We start from the raw sequence: 26,233 nt of genomic DNA, 5'->3' as shown, positions 1-26,233 counted from the left end.
GAAAATGAACGAAACCTATCATTGCGAACGAAAAGAAAATACCGTATATTATAAAATCGGGCTGTTTTCAAAAATGAACCGGGTCACCATCAAAGCCCTTCGGCACTATGACGAAATCGGTCTTCTGGCACCGGCTTTCATCGAAAAATTTACCGGATACCGGTATTATACATCTGAACAGCTCCCCGTCCTGCACCAAATTCTGGCGCTGCGGGAAATGGGGTTTACGCTGGACGAAATTAAGCAGGTTCAGGGCGGCATCCCAGAAAGAAATCTGCTTCAGCAAAAAAAACTGGAGCTCATGCATAAAATTGCCGAGGACACCATGCGGCTGTCCCAAGTGGAATCCTATCTGGCTAAAAATGATGGGGATACCGGGGAATACCACGTTATCCTCAAGGAGCTCCCTCAGGTGATTGTGGCATCCATGCGTACCATCGTCCCCGGGTACGACTCCCTGTTTCATATTCTCCCCCCAATGGGTGCCGAAATGGAACGACTCGACTGTGTCTGTGCCGTTCCTGAATACTGCTTTAATATCTATCATGACGGTGAATACCGGGAAACCGATGTGGATGTTGAAATCTGCGAGGCGGTCACCGAAAAAAAAGCGGACTCGGACATGCTGACATTCAAGATCATTAACCGGGTTGAAAATGCGGCCTGTGCACTTCACAAAGGCTCCTATGTGGGATTCCCCCGAGCCTACAATGCTGTGCTGAAGTGGGTGGAAAACAATGGTTATGAAATCATCGACAATCCCCGGGAATCCTACATTGATGGGGTCTGGAATAAAGATTCAGAGGCAGACTGGCTGACCGAAATCCAGTTTCCGGTTAGGAAGCTTAGCTGATTTTTTGATATTTGCTTGGACATGATCGTTATGATACCATAAAAATAAAAACAAGGATTAGGCCAGTTAAATGCTAAAAATATTTCACAATAGTTGTATTAAATTAAATTAGAATGTGATATACTGCAATTAATAAATGAAGGGGGTTCTCATATGAAACATTGTAGTGATTGTGGTCAGAACGTTATCCCGACAAAAAAATTTAGCATCGTTTGGTTTTTAATTAATTGTCTCTGGTTAGTAGGCGGTATTGTCTATATCGTTTATTATTTTGCCTTTAAGAAAAAGACCTGTCCTTTATGTGGTTGTTCTAGTTTTGAACCTGAACACGTAGATGGCATCGGCCTCATTACCCGGGGCGTTCAGAAACTATCCAAAGAAGCGAAATAAGAAAGATTCAAAAAAGCTGATGTAGCTAATAAGTAAATAGCCCGTTTTGACAAGCATCTCACCGAGGTGCTTTTTAATTTCCGCAATTATCAGAACCAGTCCTCCACCAATATTTCAAGTCACAGATTCTTCTTAAAACCACAAAATCTTGCAATAAACGGCTAACTAAAAAAGCAACGAACCCATAAAGGATTCGTTGCTCAGGAATAGTAAAGTGAGAAGTATGTCCATTACTTTTCACATATATATAGTAGCTATTTAAGCTTAAGATCGTCTGTAAATCACGTCAACTGTCTTATTAATTAAGGAAATACTAAGTTAAAGATCGAGAGGTCGGTTCTCCTGTTCTAATGATGGGAATCTCCTCAACCCCGATCAATATCGCGTTTATCAGCATCATCTTTTGGAGGAGCACACTCCCCGACCGTGAAGTCCAGCTCAGCCAGCTTGTAGTGAGCCGCTTTGTAAGTGCTGTACCCACCGGCCAGATTATAAATATTGGTGAATCCGTTTCCTTTTAAAATACAAATGGCGAGATAGGCACGCTGGCCGACCTGGCAGGTGACATAGATTGGTGCATCTTTGGCAATGGAAATTTCGCCGATACGATCCCTCAGGCTATCCAGTTCAATGTTTACCGCACCGTTAATGACACCAGCGTTGACTTCTGTCGGTGTCCGAACATCCAACAGAAATCCACCATTTGAGACGATTTCATCGATTTCATCCCACTCCACGGTTTTGTAAATCCCGTCGATGATATTTTCAGCGATGTAACCCAGTATATTGACCGGATCTTTTGCCGAAGAAAAAGGCGGTGCGTAGCAGAGTTCAAAATCTTGGAGCTCCAGAACGGTGGCTCCCGTTTTCATGGCGGAGGCGATCACATCGATCCGCTTTTCGGTGCCATCCTGTCCGACGGCCTGAGCACCCAATATTTTTAGAGTTTCCGGGTCATAAAGCAGTTTTAATGCGATATTGGTGGAATTTCGATAGTAGCCGGCATGGTTGGCCCGATGGGCTACCACCACTTGATAGGTTATTTTTTTCATCTTCAGCTGAGCTGCATTGTTGCCGGTAGAGGCAATGATTTTATTAAATACTTTGGCCACGGCGGTTCCCTGTATGCCGGCATTCCTGATCGTTTTGCCATTGATGAAATCCGCGACTACCCTGCCCTGACGGTTGGCCGGCCAGGCCAAGGCGATGGCAGTCTTATTTTTTGTAACAAAATCCTTAACTTCAATAGCATCACCGATAGCAAAAATATTCGGATTTACGATGTCATTTTCTGCACTCATTGTTTCATAGTTTTCAGTGGTGACAATGTGACCGCGTGGCCCGCATTTCAGGTTGGCACTCTTGGCAAGTCCGTTTTCCGGAACAACACCAATAGCGAGGATCACCAAATCGGCCTCTAAAACTCTGCCGCTTTCCAGCACTACTTCGGTTCCCTGTTGCTGGAAATGATCCACCCCATCTTCTAGAATCAGATTGACACAGTTTGCGTTAATTTCCTGATGGACAAGTTGCGCCATTTCAAAATCCAGAGGTTTAAGTACCTGATTCAATTTTTCAACCAGAGTAACATTGACACCCAGTTCAGAAAGGTTTTCTGCCATTTCAACCCCGATGAAACCGCCACCGATGACCACTGCTCGTTTCACGTTGCCGCTTTCAATAATAGCTTTAATTTTATCTGTATCCGGGATATTTCTCAGCGTCAGTATCGTTTTAGCTTCTGCAAGTCCCGGAATCGGTGGTGTAATAGGTTTTGCTCCAGGCGATAAAATTAGTTTATCAAAGGTTTCACGATATGTTTTCCCGGTCAATTGATTTTTGACTTCCACCGTTTTTCCAATAGTATCAATGAAGGTGACTTCGCTGAAATTTCGAATGTCAAGATTAAAGCGTTTGGACATTCCCGCCACGGTCTGAACCAGCAATTTACTGCGATCTTTGATCACATCGCCGATATAATAAGGCAACCCACAATTGGCAAAAGAAATATACTCATCCCGTTCAAACAAAATAATTTCATCTTCCTCACTCAAACGTCGCAGACGTGCTGCAGCAGTGGCGCCACCAGCGACGCCACCAACAATTAAAATCTTTTTCATTATCCTACCTCCTTGAATGATATAAAATAAAAAGCAATTGCAAATCCAGCCTCAAAATAGCAATTGTTCAATTCTTCTAAATTTTGCAATTATCCAAATCAAGCAACTATTTTATACTAATTTGTAATTTTAAAAATTTCATTACTTTTCCGGCTATTAGTGGGTATAATCAATAATCCGGATTGATTCTCCAACCTTCTTTTCAATGGCCGCCTTTCAACAATAAATCGAATACACTACTGAAATCTATAGAACTTTAGTAATTATTTTGTTTCTCTTCCACAAAAGCTGATCCAGATTCAGCGGACCATGTGTACAATCGTGATAATAATGATAACGATTAACTATCATCATTATAACACCTAGTAAAATAAAAAACTAAAAAATATCATATAATATTTTTCAATAGTGCTTGTCTTACCTAGAACTTCTATGTATAATAGAACTATACCTAGAACATCTTGGTATATAGGAGGTTTTATGAATGTATCCAAGGATTTAATTGCAGCCTCGGCGATTCCTTTTATTCTTGCTATTTTAAAACAGGAGGACAGTTATGGTTATGCAATTATTAAAAAAGTGAAAGAATTAACCGCAGATGAACTTATCTGGTCAGAGGGTATGCTGTACCCGGTACTCCATCGTCTTGAAGAGAAAAACTTTATCGAATCTTACTGGCAGGGTTCTGAAAAAGGTCGTCAGCGAAAATATTATCGCATTAAAGAAGAGGGCCTGACCGAGCTGGACATGCAAAAAAAACAGTGGGATATAGTCCACTCCGCACTTTCAAAAACCTGGCTGAATTTAATTAAGAAAAAGGAGGAATTTCAATATGTTTGATTTAGCTGCTAATATTCGGTCCTGGAGTGATCTGCTCCGCGCAAAAGGTGACTTGAGCGAGCCGGACATAATCGAATTGGAAAATCATTTGAAGGATGAAATTGACGATCTGATAACGATCGGACTTTCAACGGAAGAAGCGTTTTTGATCAGCGTAAAGCGGATGGGAAATGTTCATGCGATTTCCAAAGAGTATTCCAAAGTCAGTACCGAAAATCTTTGGAAACATCTAATGCTCAATCCGGATGGCGCACTTGATTCCGGCCAGAATCGGAAATATATTGCCATGGTGATTATTTTTTCCCTAGTCTCAGGTACCCTCTTCAAACTTCCCGAGCTATTCGGTTTAAATCTGCTTGATTCGGAGAATGGAGTCCTGTTTTTTAAGAACATCAGCTTTTTTATCTTGCCGTTTGTTGCTGCTTTTTTCTTGATCAAACACCAGTCACCCTGGAAAACACCGGCTGTGATCGGGGGTATTTTTGCATTGGCCTGGCTACTGATCAACCTGTACCCGACCTACTCCCCCAATGATACGGAATTCCTGACCGCCTTGCATCTTCCGTTATTTTTATGGTTGATCACCGGCATCGCCTATATGGGCATAAACTGGAAAACCACCAAAGCCCGGATGAATTTCATTCGGTTTACTGGAGAATCGGTGATTTATGGTACCCTGATCTTCTGCGGAATCATCGTTTTGGCCATGTTTATTCAGGCCATGTTCTTTGCCATTCAAATAAATGCCAGCTGGTTCATCCAGAACTATCTGATTGTCTACGGTGCCAGTTCAGCCGCTATGATTACCATTTACCTGGTGGAGACCAAGAAAAGTGTTGTGGAGAATTTCGCACCGATTCTGGCAAAAATATTCAGCCCGCTTTTCTTATTGGTGATGCTTGTTTTTCTTGGTGTGATGATTGGCAGCAGTAAAAGTCCGTTTATTGAGCGGGATTACCTGATCGCTTTTGATTTCATGCTTGCTCTGGTTCTTGGTCTGGTAATTTATGTGATTTCAGCCCGAAATCCCCATGAAAGAAACACGGTATTTGATTATATCAATCTCGCCCTGATTCTCACCGCCCTGATCATCGACGGCATCGCCTTATCCGCTATCGTTTTCCGTTTGTCTGCCTATGGGCTCACACCAAATAAAGTTGCGGCGCTGGGCGAGAATCTGGTACTTCTAGTTAATCTTGCTGGTCTGGCCTGGCTGTACATCCGCTTTTTCTTAAATAAATTTGATTTTAAAAAGATTGAAGTGTTTCAAACTTCCTACCTCTATGTTTATGCCATATGGTTTGGAATGGTGGCCTTTTTACTCCCCATACTTTTCGGTTTTCAATAAAATTTGGGGCAATTGGCCTGACGCTGTCAGGCCAATCTTCGTCTATTTTTTTGGTAAGTAATATGAATATTTGTGGAAAATCCACTGCGGCGTATTGGAGAATCTCAACAAAATGAAAGTGCCGTATCGATTGATTGTAATTACCAGCACGAAAAAAGCCCCAGACGTTAAGCCTGGGGCATCAATACCATAAAGATCACACTTTTTTAAGTTCTACTTTCTTTTTAGCATACTCTTCGTCTGTTATTTCTCCCGAAGCATAACGTTCGTTCAAAATTTCCATTGCTCGATTGGTTGATTGTTGCTGTTGAGACTCATCTACGCTTTTTCTTAGATTTGAATTTTTAGACATCCAAACAATCGCAAATACTACAAATGCTATTAACAATAAACACATCATAATCATACCACCTATTCTTCCTATCATACTAAGTCCAAAACACATACCATACGCACCTAAATACATCATTATATTCACCTGCCTTCTTTCTGGAAGATACCTAATTCCTAAATTTCACGTACCCTTTTTATTAACTTCAGTTAACGTAGTTTTACAAATCATCCAAGAATCAAATATTAATTAATTACAATTATTGAATGTATTATACAAATCAAGCCTTAAGAATAACATGTGTTTTTTTTCCGACGGCTGTAGCCTTTCGCACTGATCGTGGGATCAGTCCCATTTATGTTCGAACGCCGGGAATCAGAATAACAAAACCCTCCCTCTTGTGTCACCTGAATATAAATTACGATTATTGTATAATTGCCCAATATCGATAGAATTAATTGGCAAAATTGCCATTGAAAACTATTTCATATTGGGTATAATTATAATTAATGGTATTTTGCTACGATTACAAAAGTGAATCATCACACTTTGATATCAGTTTATGCTTATCTTTTACAAATAGCGAAAAAATCATCAATTCTTAAACAATAATCAAAGCGGAATGAATTCTAAAATTATCAATTATAGGAGGTAAACTATGGCAACTTTTTATACCAATGATCATGTTGAATTGTATTATGAGGTGAAGGGCGAAGGAAAACCTCTGCTCATGATTCCGGGCTGGACCTGTACCACCCAGTTTTTCAAAAAAAACAGCGATGTTCTTGCCGAAAATTTTCAGGTGATATTAATGGATTTCAGAGGGCATGGTGAATCAGAAAAGGTCTTGCACAGTCATCGGATTTCTCGTTACGCTATGGATGTGAAAGAACTGCTAGATCAATTAGATATTCGGGATGTTACCATTTTGGGATGGTCAATGGGTGTTGCTGTACTCTGGAGTTATTTGGAATTATTTGGTAATCATCGAGTGAGTAAACTGGTCTGTGTTGAGCAGGCACCGCTCCAATATACCGGACCTGATTGGGTTTGGGGACAAAATGGATGTTATGATGTAGAAATGTTTATAAGGACTTGCTGCGAAATACAATACGCACCAAGAGAGAGTGCCGAAGGGTTGGCCTTTGCCTGTCTACATCACGAACCAGCACCGGAAGAAGTAAAATTCATCGCTGACGAAATTTCAAAATGTCCGCAAACCGTGCGTATCGAAATCATGCGGGACCATACAAATTTAGATTGGCGAGATTTTCTGCCATTCATCAATCTCCCAACTCTGGTGTGTGTAGCCCGCCACAGTGCCGTTTTCAACTGGCAGGGAAGCGCTTATGTAGCTGAGAAGATTCCAGAAGCGAAACTAGAGTTTTTTGAGAATTCCGGCCATATGCTATTCTGGGAAGAACCTGATAAATTCAATCAGATCATTTCAGATTTTATCAATGACTAAACAAAACAAATCATCAATAATAGCATGGGACCTCGTTGTTACCCATGTTATTGTTTTTTAAAAAAGCCCGAAGATAATTTAAAGAGGAGACCACAAAATGAGAATAGTGATTGCCCCGGATTCTTTCAAGGGATCCTTATCAGCTGCCGAGGTTTGTAACATCGCAGAAAGTGCGATTCTTAAGATCATGCCTACTACCGAAATCATAAAAATTCCTATCTCAGATGGAGGTGAAGGTCTGGTGGACGTGCTGGTTAAACACCGATCCGGCGAAATTGTAAAAATCAAGGCAAAAGACCCATTGTTCAGGGAAATTATGGTAGAGTATGGCATTTTGAACGGAGAGATAGCGGTTATTGAGATGGCAACAGCTTCCGGCTTGCCGCTTATCAAACCAGAAGAACACAATCCGTTGATTACCAGTACTTACGGCACCGGCGAGATGATTGTTGACGCAGTGATCAATCGAGGATGCCGGAAAATAATTCTGGGGATCGGCGGCAGCGCAACCATCGATGGCGGATTGGGGGTAGCCAGCGCCATGGGCATCCGTTTTTACGACCGGGACAAGCAGCTACTGACACCAAGTGGTGAAAATCTGAGCCAGGTGATGACCATTGATACTCGTCAGGTGGATGCCCGATTCCAGGGCGTGGAAATAACCATCGCATGCGATGTTGAAAATATACTCTGCGGACATCTGGGTTCAGCGGCGGTGTATGGTCCTCAGAAAGGTGCCGACGAGAAAATGGTGGCTTTTCTGGATCAGGGACTGCATGTTTTTGGGCAGCTTCTGGAGCAGCAGTCCGGAAAGAAGCTGATGGATTTGAAGGGAATTGGCGCCGCTGGCGGCATGGCCTTACCTCTGGTTGCTTTCTTCAATGCCGAATTAAAATCCGGGCTGGATATTGTATTGGATGAAACTGGCTTTGAAACCGCCATAAAAGATGCGGATATGATCATCACCGGAGAGGGAAAAACCGACTCTCAAAGTATGATGGGAAAAGTGATTTCTGGGGTTGGAAAACGCGGAAAGAAACAGCATATTCCAGTTATCGTGATTTCAGGTGCTCTGGAAGAAGGGTATGAAAAAACGTATGATTGTGGTGTAACTGCTGCTTTTGCCATGTTCAAAAATGACAGAGGTCTGGAATGGCATATGGAAAACGCCCCCCAATTGCTGGATGAAATAATCAGCAATCTTTTCCGTTTTCTTTTAAATATATGCATGATCCCTTGAAACTTGAGATCGACCAATAAGGAGTAAACAGATGCTGGATAAGAAAATTGCTCAGAAGATTGCCGATGAGGTCATGACTAGCCTTGGATATAATATAAATGTCATGAATGAAAATGCCATCATTATTGGAAGCGGTTCTTCAAAACGCCTCGGTACCTTCCATGAGATAGCAATGTTTGTCATCCAAAACTGTCTGACTTATGAAGTAACTGAAGAAGAATCAAAGAAACTCCAGGGAGTCAAGCCGGGAATCAATATGCCCATTGTTGATAAAACCGGAAATATTATCGGTGTGGTGGGAATAACTGGTGATCCAGATGAAGTCCGAAACATCGGCAAGCTGGTAAAAATGACAGCGGAACTGATCATTGAACAGCAGGAAACCATGAACCGATTTTACTCTCACCGAAATGATAAAGAAATCTTTTTGAATACCCTGATCAGTGACCAGATGACCATCAGCCAGAAAGAAATTGTGGATTGGGGAAAACGTATCGGTTACAATATGGAAAACCGTCGGGTCGCTATTATTTTAAATTTTGGTTCGAATCATCAAACCCTTGAGAAGGGATTTCTAGAGAGAATTCTCAATCAGATTAAAATGTCGGATAAGCATTTAAAAGACGATATTTCGTCTGTGATGTCTGGTGGTTTTATTCTAATTTTCAAGACCATAAAAGAAACAGTGCCCTGGGCAATTGAACAGTCCATCAATACCTATCTGGAAGAAATAATCCGCGGGTACGCAAAAGATTTGCAATGTTTTATCGGAGGCTATTATCCGGAAATCAAGGGGTATTTAAAATCCTACAGGGATGCATATGGCTTGTACCGAAGCAATGTTTATAAAAAAGACCAATTTGTTTATTTTGCCCACCACCATTATTTTTGGCGACTTTACAGTCAACTGGATCCAGAAATCTTAACATTGACAATTAAACCTTATCTTCAAAAAATCCAGTCTCGTTTTGGCAAAGGGACAGAAGATGCCATGATAACCATGAGAAAAATCTTTGATTATCATTTTCAGTTTGAAAAGGTTGCAAGCGACCTGTTTATACACAAGAACACCGTCATTTTCAGGAAAAAGAAAATGGAAGAGTGTCTCGGTTTTTCGCTCAAGTGCAGCGGTAATAATAATCTCTTATTTATGATTATTTTAACTCATTATGAAGAATTGAACAAAACAGTAGATCAGCGAGAAGATAGAAAGGATGGATCTTCTGTATTCTAACAATAGGTATTTGCACAACAGAACCGGTCCTCCGTTTCAGAATGCCATACATGAACAAGTTTAGTGACTGCTGCATCATACTTCTGTTTTGTTTTGACTACGTCCATTTGTGCTTTTTCAATCTTTTGTTCAAAGGATTCTATCACTGCCGTTCTTGCCATCTACTTTTCCTACTGATGGAATTGTTTATAAAAGTTCAGTAAAAACGAACAACATTCGTTCAAAATTGCCATTGAAAACTATTTCATATTGGGTATAATTAATGGTATTTTGCTGGAATTATAAAACTGAATCATCACACTTTGGTATCGGTTTATGCTTATATTTTACGAATAGCGAAAAAATCATCAATAATAGCATGGGACCTTGTTGTTACCCATGTTATTGTTTTTTAAAAAAGCCCGAAGAAAATTTAAAGAGGAGACCACAAAATGAGAATAGTGATTGCCCCGGATTCTTTCAAGGGATCTTTATCAGCTGCCGAGGTTTGTAACATCGCAGAAAGTGCAATTCTTAAGATCATGCCTACTACCGAAATCATTAAAATTTCTATCTCAGATGGAGGCGAAAGTCTGGTGGACGTACTGGTTAAACACCGATCCGGTGAAATTGTAAAAATCAAGGCAAAAGACCCATTGTTCAGGGAAATTATGGTAGAGTATGGCATTTTGAACGGAGAGATAGCGGTTATTGAGATGGCAACAGCTTCCGGATTGCCGCTTCTCAACTCGGATGAACGCAATCCGTTGATTACCAGTACTTACGGCACCGGCGAGATGATTGTTGACGCAGTGATCAATCGGGGATTCCGGAAAATAATTCTGGGGATCAGCGGCGGTGTACGGTCCTCAGAAAGATGCCGATCTGATCATCACCGGAGAGGGAAAAACCGATGCTCAAAGTGTGATGGGAAAAGTGATTTCAGGGGTTGGCAAGCACGGAAAGAAACAGCATATTCCGATCATCGTAATTTCCGGCGCTCTGGAAGAAGGGTATGAAAAAATCAATGATTGTGGTGTAACAGCCGCCTTTGCCATTTTCAGAAATGACAGAGGTCTGGCTTGGCATATGGAAAACGCACCCCAGTTGCTGGATGAAACGATCTGCAATCTTTTTGGTTTTCTTTCAAGTGTATGCATGAACCCTTGAATATAATTACGCGGTGGATCAATCCTCTGTTAAACCGATGAAACTGCCTTGTTTTTCACCCTCAATCAATTTCCTTTTGAGGGTAACCCGGTTTTCCGCGATGATTTTTAGCGCTGTTTCAGTGGAATAAAGAAAGTCCATTGCCAGATCGGCCGGAATCAACACCGGCATCCGATTGTGGATTTGCGCCACCGTTTCCACCGACGGTTTTGTCATAATCAGAAACGCATCCGAGCCCTCTGTCTGTCCATGATAGAAGCCTCCGAGATAAATCAGCTCATCCGTACCGCTAAACCGGAATTTCTCTTTTTCCTCGTTCCATTCGTAAAAGGCGACAGCCGGAATCAGGCATCGCCGATTCAGAAAGTCATCCCGGAAAGCAGCTTTTTCCAGCACCGTTTCGGACCGGGCATTAATCAGCAGGGTCTTTTTTTTCCCAAACTGCCGATTATACCCCCATCGCTTCAACTCCAGATCCATTCCCCGCTGATCCGGCCGCAGTGCGTAAACCGGTGCCAGATCGGTTGGATAAATATCGCCTTTTTTGATCACCGTGTGATACTTTTTATTGACTTCTTCAACAATCGCCTTGATCGCTCTTTCCTCTTTATCGGAAAACAGAATATAACGTCCACACATTTCATTCACCCCTACTGAATATAGTTCTTATCTCTTGTATTTACCAATGATGCTTCCCGTTTGGAGGATATGTCCGCCCATCGCTTCCAGCAAATCTTTCTTTCTGGCGCTGTTATCCAAATCTAAAAAGCAGTCAAGTGCATAAAAGCGAAAAACATATCGATGGCTATTTCTGACAAAAAAAGGCTGCTTCGGTCCGCGATACCGGTTTACACCATATCCAACACCTTGCATCGCCTGCTGAAACGAAAATACCGGTGAACCAGACGGTATATTCTCCGGTATTTTATCTGTTTTGGGAATATTCCATATTAGCCAATGATTAAATTCCTTTATGAAGGGAATATCCAAATCGTCCATGATGATGGCAAGCGAACTCGTCTCAGCGCAAAGATTCAATAATTGGAACTCAGGCGACATGTCGGCATCAAACCCTGTATGCTTTTTGAGTATGTTTCCATTATTTTCAAACGATGGGCTTTTTATTTCCAGATTTTTCATATCTTCACCGGAATTCTTCGCTGGATATAGAATAAGCTTTGATATCCCGGATTTCACCGGTATAGATCTTTTCCGCCCGTCGGATTGTACCTTCGTAAAGAAAACCGCATTTTTCAATCACCCGCTGGGATCCCAGGTTAAATGGATAATGCACGACCGAAATCAGACTGAGATCGAGGGTGTCAAAACCATATGCCAGCACGGCTCTGGCAGCTTCCGTCATCAGGCCCTGCCCCCAATGATCCTCGCTCAGAGCGTAGCCCAGCATCCGTGCCTGATCATTCTGCCGATGGGGATCTTCAATCAATCCGATTGATCCGATAATCTGTTTCTCTTTTTCAATCCCCCAGATATTTTCCTGGCCAACAAAGATTGTCTTCATGATCTCTGCTGTTTCCTCGATTGTTTCATGGGGCTTCCAGCCCGCCCGAGGACCAACATTTTTGCTTTTAGAATAGGCAAAAACGTCGGCTGTGTCTTCCATGGTTAATGGTCTTAACAACAGGTTTTTGGTCTCAATGTTCTTCATTTTATCCGTTCTCCTTCCGGGTTGCGTTTTGGAATATTCCATTGAATAAATTTTACACCACTCTGTTAAACGGTGCAAATGTTATTGTCTTTTATTTCAATACTTATACTATTAAAATCATATTTCTACCACAGTCTTTATTAAACAAATAATGATACAATACATTCATCAAATCTACCGATTGGAGTTACAAAAATGAAGAAAGACCTTATCCTGACCAAACAGCTGACGATTCTTGAAAAACAGGAGCAGAAGTTTTTGAATCAGAAAGACAGTCCGTTTATCAAATCAAACTTCACTCCTGTGGTCAATAAAATCCAGGCTAAAATACCGGAAAAACTACAAGCCACCCTGGACACGGCCTTCTACATGGGCTTTCATTTGGTGTTCGAAAAAGCAAACAGTCTCATCGAAAAAACATACAACAAGGATAACATCGATGTGGAATACGATTTAAATAATTACGCACTTGAAAAATATATGAGTAAAAAACATCTGAAAACGCTGGATAAATCCTCAAAGCAGTCCAAAACCATCAATGAATCCATTGCGGCAATCGAAGGCGCCGTTCTGGGCTTGCTGGGGATTGGGCTTCCGGATATCCCGCTGTTTCTTGGCGTCATCATCAAAACCATCAATGAAATTGCTCTGTCTTACGGCTACCATTACACCTCCAATGAGGAAAAAGCGTACATCCTGTATCTGATCTGTGCCGCCATGACTAAAGAGGATCTGCGAAAAGTTTATGATCAGAAAATCGAGCGTTTAGGCAAGGCTATTGATGCCGATACGCCGATAGACATTGATCTGAAAGCGGTTATGAAGGAAACTTCCGATCTTTTATCCAACACCCTGCTGACTGCCAAATTTATCCAGGGGCTGCCCATCGTGGGCGTCATCGGCGGCGTGGTCAATCCCTTGATGGTCAATAAAATCGGCAAATACACCCGGATCAAGTATAAGAAGCGTTATCTGCTTTCCAAGCTCAATCCGGCTGGCATCATCGACTAACGATCGGCACGCAAATCTCACACTGATGTTTTTTGACCATTTTGGCCGCATATCTTTCCATGATCGGTTTCGAGCCATCCATCTCATAACCATGGTTGCTCAGTTCCTGAAATATTTCATGCCAGGCCTGCTGAACTGCTTCAGCCGTATGGTCAATCTCAAAAACCGCATAGTCGCTTTCGCTGATTCTGCCTTTGCTGACATCATCAGAAATCTGGAAATAATTATTGAATCCAATATTTTCAGAACAAACTCATCTCCTGATTTACTCTGAAATCGCCATCAAAATCAATCCACTCCGTCAAAAAACCGCATCCTCCCGAATGCGGTTTTTATGATGCTGTCATCTTGTTTTCGCCATCTCTATCATCGCAATCACCTGTCTGATGCCCTCTTGCCCATTGACCAGCACCTGTCCGATGTCCGCTCTTTCAATATCATCCAGATGGAAGCCGGCGCAGACGGTGCAGACGCAGTGGAATGTCTCGGACACCCTTCTCGCCAGGGGAATAGCCAGAGAATCATCCCGGTGCTCTATTGCGGTATAAACGCTGAGCCGGCCATCATCGCCCACGGCTGTGCAGCCGATGTGGGCTGCTCCTCCAGTCACCAGAATCAGCACATCGGCTCCGGCCAGCGTGATCTGATATTTAAGCGCGGTCGGCCCGCTGCCCACTGTCAGTTTCATTCGCTCTCTCCCCAGCGTCTGAAAAGATGGTTGGGAATGCGCAGCAAATCGAAAACCTTACCGACGCTTTGGTTGATGACGTCATCGATGGTCTGGGGCTTGTGGTAAAAACCCGGCATCGGCGGTAGGATGATGCCGCCGGCTTCGGTGACGGCGGTCATGTTTCGCAGGTGGATTAGCGTCAGCGGGGTTTCTCTCACCATCAGAACCAAAGGCCGGCGCTCCTTTAAAGCCACATCCGCAATTCGGACGATCAGATTATCACTGAAGCCATTGGCAACGCCGGCCAGGGTTTTCATGCTGCAGGGAGCGATCACAGTGGCCTCCGTGCCGTAGGAACCGCTGGAAACAGCGGCCGCCAAATCGTGGCTGTCGTAGACGCTATCTGCCAGAGAGCACACATATTCCGCACTGTAATTTGTTTCCAGGGCAATGGTTTTACTCCCCCAATCACTGAGAATGAGGGATACCTGGTTATCCGTTTCCCTTAATGCTTCCAAAAGCCGAATGCCGTAGATAACGCCAGAGGCTCCTGTTATTCCGACCGCAATTTTCATCGGATTCCTCGCAATTTTTTCGTTTTTTCTAAATCAATACCGTTTTTGGTGATGGCCACCCCATAAACTTTTTCGGCGGTTTCCAGAGATATGATCTCGTCTTGGACATCATCATAGACCTTCCCGGCCGGTCGTTTCAGCGGGTCTCCCCAACCGCCGCCGCCACTGGTGTTCAAGCAAACCTGATCACCCTTGGTTGCGTGTCGGGGCGCTTCCTTGCTTTCCATCACCGTTTCTTTGCCATCATGAACAAAAACGCTTCGATTGAGACTTCCTTGATGTCCGCCTCTGAGCCCATACGGGGCGAATTTGACACCGTCTCCGAAATTGACGATATCGCTTTGTTCGGCATAGAGCTCAAAAGCATATTTCATGCCGCAGCCACCGCGATACTCTCCGGCACCGGCGGTATCCGTATCCATTTCATGATAAAGGGTGATGTGGGGATACTGCACTTCATTGGATTCAATATTCGGCGCCTTGACCCCGCCGAAATTCGACAAGGTTGCCATATAAGGCTTGCCGTCATTCCCTTCCATGGCTCCGCCGCTGCCCAGAGAGCAAAAAGAAAAGCCCACGTAATAACGGTCCGTTCTGGCATCCACCCCATAATAGGATGGTCCCAGATAGCGATGGTAGCCTGCTGAAACCCGCCCTGATACGGCCTGATCCAGCGCCTGAAAAATTGTTCCGATGATTTCACTGGCGGGCGTCAAGGTGCAGAGTGTCATCGGTGCCGGTTCATTGGGATTGACCAGTGAACCTTTGGGCAGATTGACATCGATGCAGCGGAATGCTCCGCCGTTTCGAGGAATATCCTTGCCCAAAAACCACAATACGGCGATACCAGAAGCACAGGTTGCGGTGACCACTGAGGTGTTGATGAAGCCTTTGACCTGGGGGTCGGTCCCTGCAAAGTCCACCAGCAGCCGATCGCCTTTTATCGTGACGGAAACGGCAATTTTAACCGGTTCTTCCTGAAAGCCGTCATCATCAATATAATCAACTGCCGCATAGGTTCCGTCCGGCACCGCGGCAATGCGTTGTCTCGTAAGGGCTTCTGTCTGCTCCATGGTATCCTGTACCGCTTTTTTGACTGTCGCCACCGAATAGGTTTCCAGCATTTCCCGGATCCGTTTAGCGGCCACCCGGTTGGAACCGATCTGCGCTAGAAAATCACTGGTGAGCATCTCCGGATTCCGGGTATTCAAAGCGATTAACGCCAGCACATCGTCGATCATTTCATTGTTTTTCATTAATTTTGTCGGCGGAATGCGAATTCCTTCCTGGAAAATCTCAGTCGCCTTGGGATTGTAGCTGCCGGCAGTGGAACCACCAATATCCCCGTGATGGGCCCGGCTGACGCTGAAGAAGAGCAGTTCGCCGTCATAAAAAACCGGGGTGATGATGCCAATATCCGGAAGATGGTTCCCGCCATCGTAAGGATCGTTGATGATGAAAACATCGCCGTCGTCGATATGATGGCCGTATTTTCTCAACAGAGCCTTGACGCTGAAGGCGCCTGCAGTTGCCAGAATCGGAATCCCGCTGATTTGGGACACCAGTTCTCCATCTTTGTCGCAGATACAGCAGGCAAAATCGCAGGCCTCGGCAAAAATCGGTGAATGGGCGGAATGCTCCAGAGCGATTCCCATTTCACCGGTGATGCTGTCGAGACGGTTGATAATAACCGCACGGTTGATAATATCTTCGGTTCGCTGATTCATGCTACAATACCTCCTTTTTAAGTACAAGTATTCCTTCATCTGCCGGCGCACAAAAGAAGTGTTCCGGAATAACCAATGTGGTGTAATCAAAATCAATGAGTGCCGGCCCGGTGATGACTTCATTTAAATCGCCCTCATTGTAAATTGGAACCACGATTTCGTCCTCCTGGTTAAAGGCATACCCGGACACTTTTTTTGTCCGTCCATTAGATTTTTGGGAAGCCATTGGGAAAAGTACATTCTCCCCGTTTTCTTCATAACAGGCAAGATGTAAATCGATGATTTCCCAGTCTTTATCTCTTTCGGCATATTCATAAATTGCTTCATGGGTATCATAAAATTCTTTTTCCACTGTCTCCCAGCTATCCGGTGAAAATGTTCCCTGTTTCCATGGGACGCTTATCTCGTGATGCTGACTGACATAACGCATTTCTAAAATCAGATCAAACCGGCGCTGGTCTTTATCAACGCTAAGCCGCTCCAGCTCACTTTCACCTTCCTGCATCATCAGTGCCAAAGTCTGATTGATTTTTTTTGCATTCCATTGCTTTTTTTCCATAAAAAAGCTTCGGGTTGCATCATAGCGGCTGGAGGCTCCCAACATTCCCCAGGAACAGAATACCGGTCCCTGTACGGGAATGAGGATCTCCGGCATATGAAGGGACTCCATAATTTTCGCCGCAAAAAGAGGGAAGGCCCCGCCGGCACTGATTAGGCTGTATATTCTGGGGTCATTTCCTTTCTGGGTGGTCACCAGACGAACCGCATCCGCCATCATTTCGGCAGCAATGCCGTAAATGATCCGCGCTGCCTCATGCACCGACAAATTAAGTGGATCGGCTACCTTTTCCTTTATCGCCTGCTCGGCCCGCTCTCTGGATAAAGCAAACTTTCCGCCCAGAAAATTGTCCTCATTGATGAGTCCGAGGATCAGCAAAGCATCTGTAACCGTAGGTTCCGCTCCGCCTAAATCGTAACAGGCCGGGCCCGGCACCGAGCCGGCAGAATCCGGACCGATAAAGACCCGTCCGCCGATTTCCACATGGGCAATGCTGCCACCTCCGGCACCGATGGAGCTGATGTCAATCATGGGAATGCTCAAGGGATAGCCGGCCAGCTCGGTTTGCGGCACCAGTTGATTGCTGCTGCCGCTGATAACATGAATATCAAAACTGGTGCCGCCCATGTCCGCCAGCACCGTATGAGTTTTACCCAGTAATTTTCCGATGGTTTCATTCCCCACCGCTCCCCCGGCCGGACCCGATAACAGGGTTTTAACCGCAAATGCTGCCATCGCTTCGGTATCGCTGAGTCCGCCGTTGTTCAGCATAATATGGATTGGTTTCTGCCAGCCATAAAGGGCCAGCTCCTTTTTAATATCGTTTAAATAATCTGCCAGAACCGGGGTCAGATAGGCATTGATCACCGTTGTGGTGGTCCGTTCATATTCTCGGATGCGGGGGGCCACATCCGCGGATAGGGAAACAAACACATCAGGCAGCTCCTCTTTAATGATTTCCGCTGTCCGCCGTTCATGCTCGGGATTAAGAAACGAGAAAAGATAACAGACCGCAATGGCCTTGACCCCTAGCTCCCGACATTTACGGCAAGCTTCCCGGACTTTGTCTTCATTCAGGGGGGCTACAATATCCCCACGATAATCCATTCGTCCCTCGATTCCTAAACGTAATCGGCGAGGAACCAGAACCATGGGTTTTTCCGCGGCCAGATCCCACTGGTTTTTCAATTGGGCGCGGCGGATTTCGAGAGCATCACGAAAGCCTGCTGTTGTGAACAGGGCGGTTTTTACCCCCTTCTTCTCCAACAGAGCATTGAGTGCCAGGGTCGTTCCCAGCGTTATCTTTTCCGTTTCTTTTAAAAACGTCTCTAAATCCGCATCCCATTCCTCAGCTAACTTTTTTAAACCAGCCAGGATTCCATCCGCCGGATATTGATGATTTGTCGGATTCTTGACGAATATTTTGTGATATGCCTGGTCTTTAAACCTGCCCACCGAGGTATAATCAGTGAAGGTTCCACCTGTATCAATTGCTATTTTTATCATCTTTCGGCCTTCTTACTTTGTGTATTTATATAAACGCTTGACTGCTTCCTGGGCCTCTTTATCGATCTCGATCTTGGGTGAAAAACCGCTCAGCGGTTTAGTGGCATCAATTCCCATTTTGTCGGACCGACTCAGCTCATCAGAAGAAGGGTCCAGGGTTTCGCCCATACAATTTGGTAGAATCATGACCCCTTTGCTGGCCTGGAGCCGTGTTGCCATTGCCCACAGAACCTCCTGCTCATTAAAGACATCGACGTCCTCATCCACCACAACGGCCATCTTAATATGATGGTCCATCCCCAATACTGTCAAAAGCGCCTGTTGCGGCTGGCCTTCAGCAATTTTTTTCATGGAAATATAGCAGTGGAAAATACCGCAGGAGGATAACGGTGAATGCACCGCTTTGATATTTGGCAGGTTCTGATTGAGCGTTTTTAAAATATCCCCTTCTCTCTGGATCGAGATAATGGTGATATGCTCGCTGCTCATGGCCGGTGTAATATCATGAAAAATAGGGTTTTCACGATAGCGGATGGCATTGACCTGAAAAACATTTTCGGTACTCCGGAAGCATGCATAGTTGGTGTATTCGGCAAACGGGCTTTCCGGCTCCCGAACATTTGCCAGAACCTCGCCTTCCAGTACAATTTCTGCATAGGCCGGCACCTGCAGATCAATGGTTGCACATTGAGCTACCTCTAAGGGTTCTCCGAAAAGACCGCCAATGGCCCCGAATTTACCCAGACTGTAGGGCACGGATGCCTGGGAACCCAGGGAAATATTGGGATGCACGCCAATACAAATGGCCATCTTCATATTTTCGCCGCGCTCTTCGCTTCTTCTAAAATATTCCCACATTCTCCCTCTGGAATGGAAAGAGATTCCCAGTTTGTTTTTCCCTTTTAACTGGAGGCGATGAAAGCCACAGGTGTCGGATCCAGTTTCCGGATCCTTGGCCACACAAAGCCCGGATGTAATATAGGGACCGGCATCAATGGGAAAATGTTTGAGAATCGGGAATTTAGTTAAATCCACATCATTTCCAGTGATGAGATTTGCATTGGCGGGAGGATTTTCGACAACCTTTAAATTATCAAACCTGTTTTTGACCCGTTCTCCGAATTCCTGGGATATATTTTCTGTTTTCACACCCATGGCCTTCGCAAAGCGCTCTCTTGATCCTAAAATATTTGTCACAACAGGAAATTCACTGCCTTCCACTTTATCAAACCACATCACCGGGTAGCGGTGTTCCTTCTCGAGTGCCATCATTAATGTGCTGATTTCGTACTCTCTTTTAACTTCTTCGGTAACGTGTTTTATTTCTCCATCCTTTTCCAGCTGTTCTAAAAATACGCGTAGATCCTGACTCATTACTTACCTCACCTTTATAATATTTTAAATTACGGTATAACGACCTAAACGACAATCGCTTAAGCCTGACTCTCAATGAGAAAAAGGCAAAAACAATTGTCGTTAATAAAAATCAATTAAATTATAGCAGAAACATCAGTATAAAACTTTTATTTAACCAGGCCTGATTTTAAAACAGCATCATAGGTTAATTTTGTAATAACAGTAGCCACAATCCAGTTGACGGCAATAAGAATTAGGGTTTCGATAATGGCAACATCAAGAGGTATTTCCAAAATGAAGATCATGCCTACAGTAACAATACAGTTACCTAAAATACAAACCCCTGCCTGAGCCAGAATATGATGGGACCATTTTGTCATATCATATTTTGAAGCGACAAACGAAACCCAAATTGTGCCAACGGCATTAGCAAATATAAAAGCTACCCATAAAGGCGAATACATCACTGATGTTAAGGCTTCTATCTCTGCCGCAATGATTCCACCGGGCTGTTTGTAGATAAGCGTAATAAAGGCTGTAAAAAATGCCCAGCAACTGCCATTTATCAGGTACATACCGGCTTTTCCCCATGGTAACATGTTATCAATTTGACCAGTAATCTGACAGGCAATTACAAAGACAATCCCCATTACAACTGCGCCGATTAGCGATTTTGTGTCCGTTTTAAAAATCTTTTTTCTCTTCAAAGCTAGTTCATTTTCCATTTTAATCTCCTTAGTATTTTATATTTATAAAAACATGATGTATAGCATAATCGAGATATACATCATGATAATAAACAAGATCATGATTCCTTCAAAAGGTCTTAGCCCAATTGTTTTTTGAAAATTTCTTGTTTCATAGCGGCCAAAGCCTCGCAGTTCGACGGAAAGCGATGCGTCGTTGGATATTCTCAGGGCCCGGTAAATCAGCGGCATCACGGCGGCCGGCAAATTTCTGATATGTTCCATCACCGTGTCACAGGGAACCCCTCGGGCCGAATTGCTGTCACAAATCGAATGATATTCATTGACCATGACCGGAAAAAACCGCGCCGTAATGGGTACCAGCATCGCATAACGATAGGGAATATGCCATTTAATCAGCATCTGCGCAATATCCGTGGCGTCGGTGTTATACGCAAATTGGATGGCACTGATGGTAATCACACAAATTCTTAAAAATCCTAACAGTGAGGCAATAAGTGAACCGTTGTAAACAGTCAAAATCCACCAGGACCAAACCGGCTCACCCACTCTCCCAAACAGTAAATTAATAATCAATACCTGAGAGCCGGCAATCAACAGCAGGATTGCAATCACTTTAAAACGTTTAAGACTTTTTTCGGTAATAATTTCGGTTATCAGAATGGTTAGCAATAGCACCAGATCCAGTACCATATTCCTCGAAATTAACGCTGTTAGAACAAGAAATAAACACCAGGTCAGTTTTAGCCGCGGATCCCAATTTTTTACATTTATCATCGCTGAACCTTCCTCCCTACATGAGTTCCATTTTTATTAAATCATCGGTGAAGCAGTCCATCTGGTCGGCGTTGAAATCCAGCACCAGTTCGTGTCGATTCATGACCACGATCCGATTAGCAAAATATTTGGCATCGCTCAAATCGTGGGTGACTAAAAGAACCGTTTTTCCCTGCTGGGCAAGTAACAAAAGTTTTTCCATCACCAGTCTGCTTTGACTTTCATCCAATCCGGATGTCGGTTCGTCGGCGATAATAAGTTCCGGTTCACTGATGATGACGGACCCCAATGCCAGCAGTTGGCGCTGACCCCGGCTAAGCCGTTGTGGATGTACCTCCTCGGAGCCTTCAAGACCGATAAACGCCAGAACATCCTGAATTTTTCTATTTTTTTCCGCTTCCGAATCATCCTTACGCTTTAAAACATATCCAATTTCCTCTTTTATGGTGCTGCAGAAAATCTGATCATCCGGATTTTGAAAAAGAAAACCGATTCGTCGCCGGAGGTCGCCGATATTTTTTTTTGTTACAGACAATCCAAACAATTCAATGGAGCCTGCGGTCGGCTTTAACAACCCCTCGATCAGTTTAAGCATCGTCGATTTGCCCGATCCGTTCTGTCCGATCACCGCGGTAAAGTCACCCTTTTTCAGCGTAAAATCGATGGCTTTGCATCCGACGATGCCGCCCTTGTAAATATGGGAGGTCCCCAGCAATTTGACGATATCAGTTTCATGATCAACTATTAATTCTATTGGTCTCCTGGTTTTTTCTTTTTGCTGGTATTTATTTTTATATTCTTCGGTACTCAAATAATCCTTGACGGTGCCGTTTTCCATAACAACAACCCGATCGGCATATTTTAAAACCTCTCTTGATTTATCCATAACAACCATTGTCGTAATTTTTTCATTCTTGTTAAGCCATGAAAGATACTTGTAGAGTTCCGAACTGGTTTTGGGATCAAGCTCTGCCGCCGGCTGATCCAGAAGTAAAATAGGCGCTTTTAATGTCAGGATGCTGCCCAAAACAACTTTTTGAGCCTGGCCCCCGGACAAAGCATCGGTATACCGGTGTGCAAAGTCCTGGATGGAGAGAAATGACATGATTTCTCCGACGCGGGATTGTATTTCCTCGCTGCTCAAATTCATATTGGCCACCCCAAACCCAAGCTCATCATAAACGACTCTGCTGATCATCTGATTTTGTGGCTCCTGCATCATATATCCCACATAATCTGCCATTTCACAAAGCGGAATTTCTTCCACATTCCGATCGGCCACTCTGACGGTCCCCTCAATTGTACAGGGATAAAACTTGGGTGCCGCAGAAGTAATAGCATGAAGCAATAAGGATTTTCCGGAAGCCGTTCCCCCTGTTACGGCAATAAAATCACCTTGATTGATGTCCAGTTTTATATTCTTTAAAGCCGCCTCTTTCTCCTCTGGAAAGACCAATGCTTCTAAATCAATGCTTATAATTGGTTTCATTCAGTTAATAATCCCCTTCTATACAAAAAAAAAGCTTCGACTATAAATAGTCGAAACTTTACCTTCGTTTCTCAAAATCAATTTCTGGCAGGTCTCCTGACTCAGGTTTATCAGTTTTTGCGCCTTCCCGTTTTACCAGTGACATATACAAAAACAAAACCATTCACAGTGATGGGTTCGTACAGGACTTACACCTGATTCCCTATTCTCCTCTTACAAGGCACCACAAATCTTCAAATATATTCTATTAATTCTATGATAACGGATTTAAACATAATTGTCAAATTAAATATTTAGGATTGTCAGAATATAAACCAGAGCGATGGTAAGCAAAATAATGGCATTCCATCTCAGCAACTTTATATCGGATAAATCAAACATTTCTTTTTTATTGATTAACATCAGATTGTAAATGCCCCCGCCGATAACAATGACCATGATGATGATCACAATTTCGCTCATCCGGGCATAAGACTCCAAGATAACCAGAAATGCCGCGACAACATAAAGAACACCATAAAGATTGAATTTGTTTTTGAACGATCCTGCGACAGACCCTTCTAATGCACCGTTTATCAGTTGTTTTTGATATTTACCATAATAAACAATTGACAGGATCCCAACGACTAAACTCAGGATGAAAATAACATACTGCAAAACCGCTTGCTCAATAATATTCATTTTATCGTCTAATTTCCAGCATTTTCAGTTTTAAATCATTTTCAAGTTTCTGAAGTTCGGCTTCGGCTGCCTTTCGTTTCTGTCGGCCTTCATCCTGAATCTTTAACACCTCATCAAAGGTTGTAATCAACGATTCGTTGGTTATCTTGAGGGTTTCGATATCCACAATTCCCCGTTCAGATTCTTTGGCCGTATTAATGGTTTCCATTTTTAAGGTTTCGGCATTTTTTCGTAACAGCTGATTGGTCATATCCGTTACTTCCCGCTGAGCTCTGGCGGCCTCACCGGAATGAGCCACGCCCAGAGCCAGCACCATCTGACTTTTCCATAAGGGAATGGTATTAACAATAGAGGACTGAATTTTTTCCGCCATCAAGGTGTCATTATTCTGAACCAATCGGATTTGCGGCGCCATTTGAATAGAAATCATGCGGGTCAATTCGAGATCATGAAGCTTCTTCTCAAAACGGTTGGCCATTGCCGAAAAATCATTCACTGCCTGGGCATCTTCGGGCAATCCACTCATTTGGGATTTCTGTATAAGGACCGGCAAATCGGTGCTTTGAATCTGCTGGATCTTTTTCTTTCCCGCCAAAATATACATCGATAACTCTTTGAAATAAGTTTTGTTGACTTCATATAGTTTATCCATCATAGCCACATCTTTCATCAGCTGAACCTGATGTTTTTCCAAAGATTCACAGATCCGGTTGATATTGGTTTCTGCGGCGGCATATTTAACCTGCATCGAGCTGATTTTATTAGCATTTTTTTTAAAGAAACCAAAAAAGCCTTTTTCTTCTTCTGCGGATTCAAAGTTTCGCAGCTCTGAAACCATGTCCCCAAGCATTTTACCGACTTCTCCTAAATCCTTGGTTCTGACGTTGCTCAGAGCGGTCTCAGAAAACTCCGCAATTTTTTTCTGAGCACCCACACCGTACTGCATAATCAGCGCCGAGTTGCTGAGATCAATTTTTTCTGCAAATTCATTGACCATTTTCTGCTCTTCCGGGGATAGGCGAGCTTCATCGAAAATTTTATCTTCGGTTGCCATCTGATTTTTTTGATTGACCACCGATGATTTTCCCTCGTCAAAAGGGTCAAAAGTCAGGGTCGGGGTTACCTGGTCAAAATCTTTCAGTCCATCATCCATATTTGTCTCCTTATTCAAAATCTTTTTTTGTCAGTCCCTCTTGGGCCAACATGGTATTTAATACTGAAATGTCCGTTGAAACATCTAATGCTGTATCTTCGTAAAAACCATCTAAGAGATTTTCAAACGCGTGATTAATGGTATCCATTGTCTCTTCAATTTCTTTTTTGGTGGCCATAATATTGGCTCCCTGAATCGGCTCCGCATCCATGTCCTGGTAAACCTTAACCAGTTTAAGGGTTGTTGGCAGATAATAGTTCATAAATTTTCGGATTTCCGGAACTTCCTTGGGATTTTCTTCAATGTAAACAAATATTTTCGTAATTACAATTTCCAATCGGTCAAGCTTGTTGGAAATGGCTTCTCCGGGGATGTCGTTATTGGCCTTTCTGATCTGTCTGATGGTCTGTTGTCCCTCGTCGATAACATCCTGTACCGCTTTCATATCAGGGTTACTCCGATCAATCACTCTTTGTCGTTGTACTTCTTCTTGGCGTTTCTGTTCTTCGTCCTGAAGGCGCTTTCCTTCTTTCATTTTCCGATTGGCTTCATAAGCTTCATCGCTGATCAACAGGTAAAGTCCGTCCTCATCAATGTGTCCCTGGAGAAACATCCCCACTTGAATCATTTTTTTCAGATCCTTAACGACATATTTTGAATTGCGTCCCAAAGGTTCGGCCAATTCTTTGATTTCACAAAATGGATGATCTTTGAGACGTTGCACATATTGCCGGAAACGCTTGACTCTGCCTCTTAAACTCGATCCTTTTGCCACCATGCCAATACATAATGCTAAAATAAACAAAAGCGTTCCTAAAGATACCTCCAATGATCCCATTGAGGCATGAATCACATTGGCCAAAATAAGAACCGCTAGCGAAAAAACAATCGCCAAGCCCATTCCGATGCTTCCAAAAACGATCAGCAGCATTCCGGAGATTCGGCCATGAGGTGATTTTGTGATAAGATTTGTCTTTTTGTTGGCAATACTTCGATAATTATTTTGTTTTTCCACTGTTTTATTCTGTTTTAACTCCTTAGTTTCTACGGTTTCATAATCTGTAAACTCCATTGGTCGATCATACGTTTTGCTTTTATTGTTAATGTTTTTATATTGCTTTGAATAATCTTTGCCTTCATTCCAATTACGAGTGCTTTTTTTGACTTCTTCCAATGCTCGATTCACTGTCTCTGTGATATTCTGATTCAATTTTTTGAAGTCAGTTGAACTTAGGGCATCCTGTATGATATCTTTAATATCATCCCCTATATTCGAGTATTCCTTTTTTCCCATTGCGTAACCTCCAGCTATTCTATTAATTATATCTTATTAAATATCAAAATACAATTATCAATGCAAGCCTTTATGCTTAATCTTAA

The 26,233-nt window shown here is 43.2% G+C and carries 28 protein-coding genes and 1 riboswitch; of the genes, 10 read left to right on the top strand and 18 right to left on the bottom strand.

Features of this window, described 5'->3' with window-relative positions; all coding sequences use genetic code 11:
• Positions 1–4 precede the first annotated feature (4 nt).
• Together FZC41_RS12855 and FZC41_RS12850 are read left to right on the top strand one after the other, a co-directional pair.
• Positions 5–853 carry a MerR family transcriptional regulator gene (locus tag FZC41_RS12855; protein WP_148567807.1) on the top strand — a complete coding sequence of 283 codons (849 nt, stop codon included), beginning with the start codon at positions 5–7 and terminating at the stop codon, positions 851–853.
• A gap of 153 nt (positions 854–1,006) precedes the next feature.
• Entirely contained in the window at positions 1,007–1,243 is a 237-nt protein-coding gene (locus tag FZC41_RS12850) for a hypothetical protein (protein ID WP_148567806.1), read from the top strand.
• A gap of 365 nt (positions 1,244–1,608) precedes the next feature.
• Here the strand turns inward: FZC41_RS12850 and FZC41_RS12845 are convergent, their stop codons facing one another.
• Complete coding sequence (locus tag FZC41_RS12845; RefSeq protein ID WP_148567805.1) at positions 1,609–3,363, bottom strand: FAD-dependent oxidoreductase; 1,755 nt, start codon at positions 3,361–3,363, stop codon at positions 1,609–1,611.
• A 480-nt stretch (positions 3,364–3,843) separates the two neighbouring features.
• On the opposite strand from FZC41_RS12845, the gene FZC41_RS12840 reads away from it, so the two are divergent.
• Both FZC41_RS12840 and FZC41_RS12835 read left to right on the top strand, forming a co-directional pair.
• The gene (locus FZC41_RS12840; RefSeq protein WP_148567804.1) at positions 3,844–4,203 is read left to right on the top strand and encodes a PadR family transcriptional regulator; all 360 of its coding nucleotides are present in this window, start codon (positions 3,844–3,846) and stop codon (positions 4,201–4,203) included.
• Entirely contained in the window at positions 4,196–5,551 is a 1,356-nt protein-coding gene (locus FZC41_RS12835; protein ID WP_148567803.1) for a permease prefix domain 1-containing protein, read from the top strand. The genes FZC41_RS12840 and FZC41_RS12835 overlap by 8 nt, the downstream gene beginning before the upstream one ends.
• A 196-nt stretch (positions 5,552–5,747) precedes the next feature.
• On the opposite strand, the gene FZC41_RS12830 is transcribed toward FZC41_RS12835, so the two are convergent.
• Entirely contained in the window at positions 5,748–6,020 is a 273-nt protein-coding gene (locus FZC41_RS12830) for an SHOCT domain-containing protein (protein ID WP_148567802.1), read from the bottom strand.
• Positions 6,021–6,540: 520 nt separating this feature from the next.
• Here FZC41_RS12830 and FZC41_RS12825 point away from each other — a divergent pair.
• From FZC41_RS12825 to FZC41_RS12815, 3 genes are all read left to right on the top strand, one after another.
• Entirely contained in the window at positions 6,541–7,350 is an 810-nt protein-coding gene (locus tag FZC41_RS12825; RefSeq protein WP_148567801.1) for an alpha/beta fold hydrolase, read from the top strand.
• 97 nt (positions 7,351–7,447) lie between these two features.
• Positions 7,448–8,590 carry a glycerate kinase gene (locus FZC41_RS12820; protein ID WP_148567800.1) on the top strand — a complete coding sequence of 381 codons (1,143 nt, stop codon included), beginning with the start codon at positions 7,448–7,450 and terminating at the stop codon, positions 8,588–8,590.
• Between the two features lie 31 nt (positions 8,591–8,621).
• Entirely contained in the window at positions 8,622–9,824 is a 1,203-nt protein-coding gene (locus FZC41_RS12815; protein WP_148567799.1) for a CdaR family transcriptional regulator, read from the top strand.
• Here the strand turns inward: FZC41_RS12815 and FZC41_RS17340 are convergent.
• Positions 9,821–9,985, bottom strand: a complete 165-nt coding sequence (locus FZC41_RS17340) for a hypothetical protein (RefSeq protein WP_170253984.1) — start codon at positions 9,983–9,985, stop codon at positions 9,821–9,823. The genes FZC41_RS12815 and FZC41_RS17340 overlap by 4 nt on opposite strands.
• A gap of 270 nt (positions 9,986–10,255) precedes the next feature.
• On the opposite strand from FZC41_RS17340, the gene FZC41_RS12810 reads away from it, so the two are divergent.
• Both FZC41_RS12810 and FZC41_RS17915 read left to right on the top strand, forming a co-directional pair.
• Positions 10,256–10,822, top strand: coding sequence for a glycerate kinase (locus FZC41_RS12810; protein WP_205737077.1), 567 nt, complete (start codon positions 10,256–10,258; stop codon positions 10,820–10,822).
• Entirely contained in the window at positions 10,731–10,973 is a 243-nt protein-coding gene (locus FZC41_RS17915; protein ID WP_420797222.1) for a glycerate kinase, read from the top strand. Before FZC41_RS12810 ends, FZC41_RS17915 begins: the two co-directional genes overlap by 92 nt.
• Before the next feature lie 18 nt (positions 10,974–10,991).
• On the opposite strand, the gene FZC41_RS12805 is transcribed toward FZC41_RS17915, so the two are convergent.
• From FZC41_RS12805 to FZC41_RS12795, 3 genes are read right to left on the bottom strand one after another with little or no spacing between them, the layout of a single operon-like run.
• Positions 10,992–11,612 carry an SOS response-associated peptidase gene (locus tag FZC41_RS12805; RefSeq protein ID WP_148567798.1) on the bottom strand — a complete coding sequence of 207 codons (621 nt, stop codon included), beginning with the start codon at positions 11,610–11,612 and terminating at the stop codon, positions 10,992–10,994.
• A gap of 27 nt (positions 11,613–11,639) precedes the next feature.
• A complete protein-coding gene (locus FZC41_RS12800; RefSeq protein ID WP_148567797.1) occupies positions 11,640–12,113 on the bottom strand; it encodes a YbhB/YbcL family Raf kinase inhibitor-like protein in 474 nt (157 codons plus the stop codon).
• A gap of 4 nt (positions 12,114–12,117) precedes the next feature.
• Positions 12,118–12,642, bottom strand: coding sequence for a GNAT family N-acetyltransferase (locus tag FZC41_RS12795; protein WP_148567796.1), 525 nt, complete (start codon positions 12,640–12,642; stop codon positions 12,118–12,120).
• A gap of 195 nt (positions 12,643–12,837) precedes the next feature.
• On the opposite strand from FZC41_RS12795, the gene FZC41_RS12790 reads away from it, so the two are divergent.
• Positions 12,838–13,653: an EcsC family protein gene (locus FZC41_RS12790; protein WP_170253983.1), complete on the top strand. Its 816-nt coding sequence runs from the start codon at positions 12,838–12,840 to the stop codon at positions 13,651–13,653.
• Here FZC41_RS12790 and FZC41_RS12785 read toward each other — a convergent pair.
• The 12 genes from FZC41_RS12785 to FZC41_RS12730 form a co-directional block, all read right to left on the bottom strand.
• Positions 13,643–13,867: a GyrI-like domain-containing protein gene (locus FZC41_RS12785; RefSeq protein ID WP_279235186.1), complete on the bottom strand. Its 225-nt coding sequence runs from the start codon at positions 13,865–13,867 to the stop codon at positions 13,643–13,645. The two genes, FZC41_RS12790 and FZC41_RS12785, sit on opposite strands and share 11 nt — an antisense overlap.
• A gap of 129 nt (positions 13,868–13,996) precedes the next feature.
• The gene (gene lpdD / locus FZC41_RS12780) at positions 13,997–14,341 is read right to left on the bottom strand and encodes a prenylated flavin chaperone LpdD (RefSeq protein ID WP_148567795.1); all 345 of its coding nucleotides are present in this window, start codon (positions 14,339–14,341) and stop codon (positions 13,997–13,999) included.
• Positions 14,338–14,898, bottom strand: a complete 561-nt coding sequence (locus FZC41_RS12775) for a UbiX family flavin prenyltransferase (protein WP_148567794.1) — start codon at positions 14,896–14,898, stop codon at positions 14,338–14,340. Before FZC41_RS12775 ends, lpdD begins: the two co-directional genes overlap by 4 nt.
• Positions 14,895–16,625, bottom strand: a complete 1,731-nt coding sequence (locus FZC41_RS12770) for a hydantoinase B/oxoprolinase family protein (protein WP_148567793.1) — start codon at positions 16,623–16,625, stop codon at positions 14,895–14,897. The genes FZC41_RS12775 and FZC41_RS12770 overlap by 4 nt, the downstream gene beginning before the upstream one ends.
• A gap of 1 nt (position 16,626) precedes the next feature.
• Positions 16,627–18,690, bottom strand: a complete 2,064-nt coding sequence (locus tag FZC41_RS12765; RefSeq protein ID WP_148567792.1) for a hydantoinase/oxoprolinase family protein — start codon at positions 18,688–18,690, stop codon at positions 16,627–16,629.
• A gap of 12 nt (positions 18,691–18,702) precedes the next feature.
• Entirely contained in the window at positions 18,703–20,064 is a 1,362-nt protein-coding gene (locus FZC41_RS12760; RefSeq protein ID WP_148567791.1) for a UbiD family decarboxylase, read from the bottom strand.
• A 149-nt stretch (positions 20,065–20,213) separates the two neighbouring features.
• On the bottom strand, positions 20,214–20,771 hold the full coding sequence (locus FZC41_RS12755) for a hypothetical protein (RefSeq protein WP_148567790.1): 558 nt from the start codon (positions 20,769–20,771) through the stop codon (positions 20,214–20,216).
• A 24-nt stretch (positions 20,772–20,795) separates the two neighbouring features.
• A complete protein-coding gene (locus FZC41_RS12750) occupies positions 20,796–21,530 on the bottom strand; it encodes an energy-coupling factor transporter transmembrane component T family protein (protein WP_148567789.1) in 735 nt (244 codons plus the stop codon).
• A 16-nt stretch (positions 21,531–21,546) separates the two neighbouring features.
• Complete coding sequence (locus FZC41_RS12745) at positions 21,547–23,019, bottom strand: ABC transporter ATP-binding protein (protein WP_148567788.1); 1,473 nt, start codon at positions 23,017–23,019, stop codon at positions 21,547–21,549.
• A 69-nt stretch (positions 23,020–23,088) separates the two neighbouring features.
• Positions 23,089–23,262, bottom strand: a riboswitch (cobalamin riboswitch).
• A gap of 42 nt (positions 23,263–23,304) precedes the next feature.
• Positions 23,305–23,700, bottom strand: a complete 396-nt coding sequence (locus FZC41_RS12740; RefSeq protein WP_148567787.1) for a hypothetical protein — start codon at positions 23,698–23,700, stop codon at positions 23,305–23,307.
• A 1-nt stretch (position 23,701) separates the two neighbouring features.
• Complete coding sequence (locus tag FZC41_RS12735; RefSeq protein ID WP_148567786.1) at positions 23,702–24,853, bottom strand: toxic anion resistance protein; 1,152 nt, start codon at positions 24,851–24,853, stop codon at positions 23,702–23,704.
• Positions 24,854–24,863: 10 nt separating this feature from the next.
• Positions 24,864–26,147, bottom strand: coding sequence for a 5-bromo-4-chloroindolyl phosphate hydrolysis family protein (locus tag FZC41_RS12730; RefSeq protein WP_148567785.1), 1,284 nt, complete (start codon positions 26,145–26,147; stop codon positions 24,864–24,866).
• Between the last annotated feature and the right edge of the window lie 86 nt (positions 26,148–26,233).

The organism is Acetobacterium paludosum (assembly GCF_008086595.1).
GTDB classification, from domain to species: domain Bacteria; phylum Bacillota; class Clostridia; order Eubacteriales; family Eubacteriaceae; genus Acetobacterium; species Acetobacterium paludosum.
This window is presented reverse-complemented; position numbering and strand designations above follow the sequence as displayed.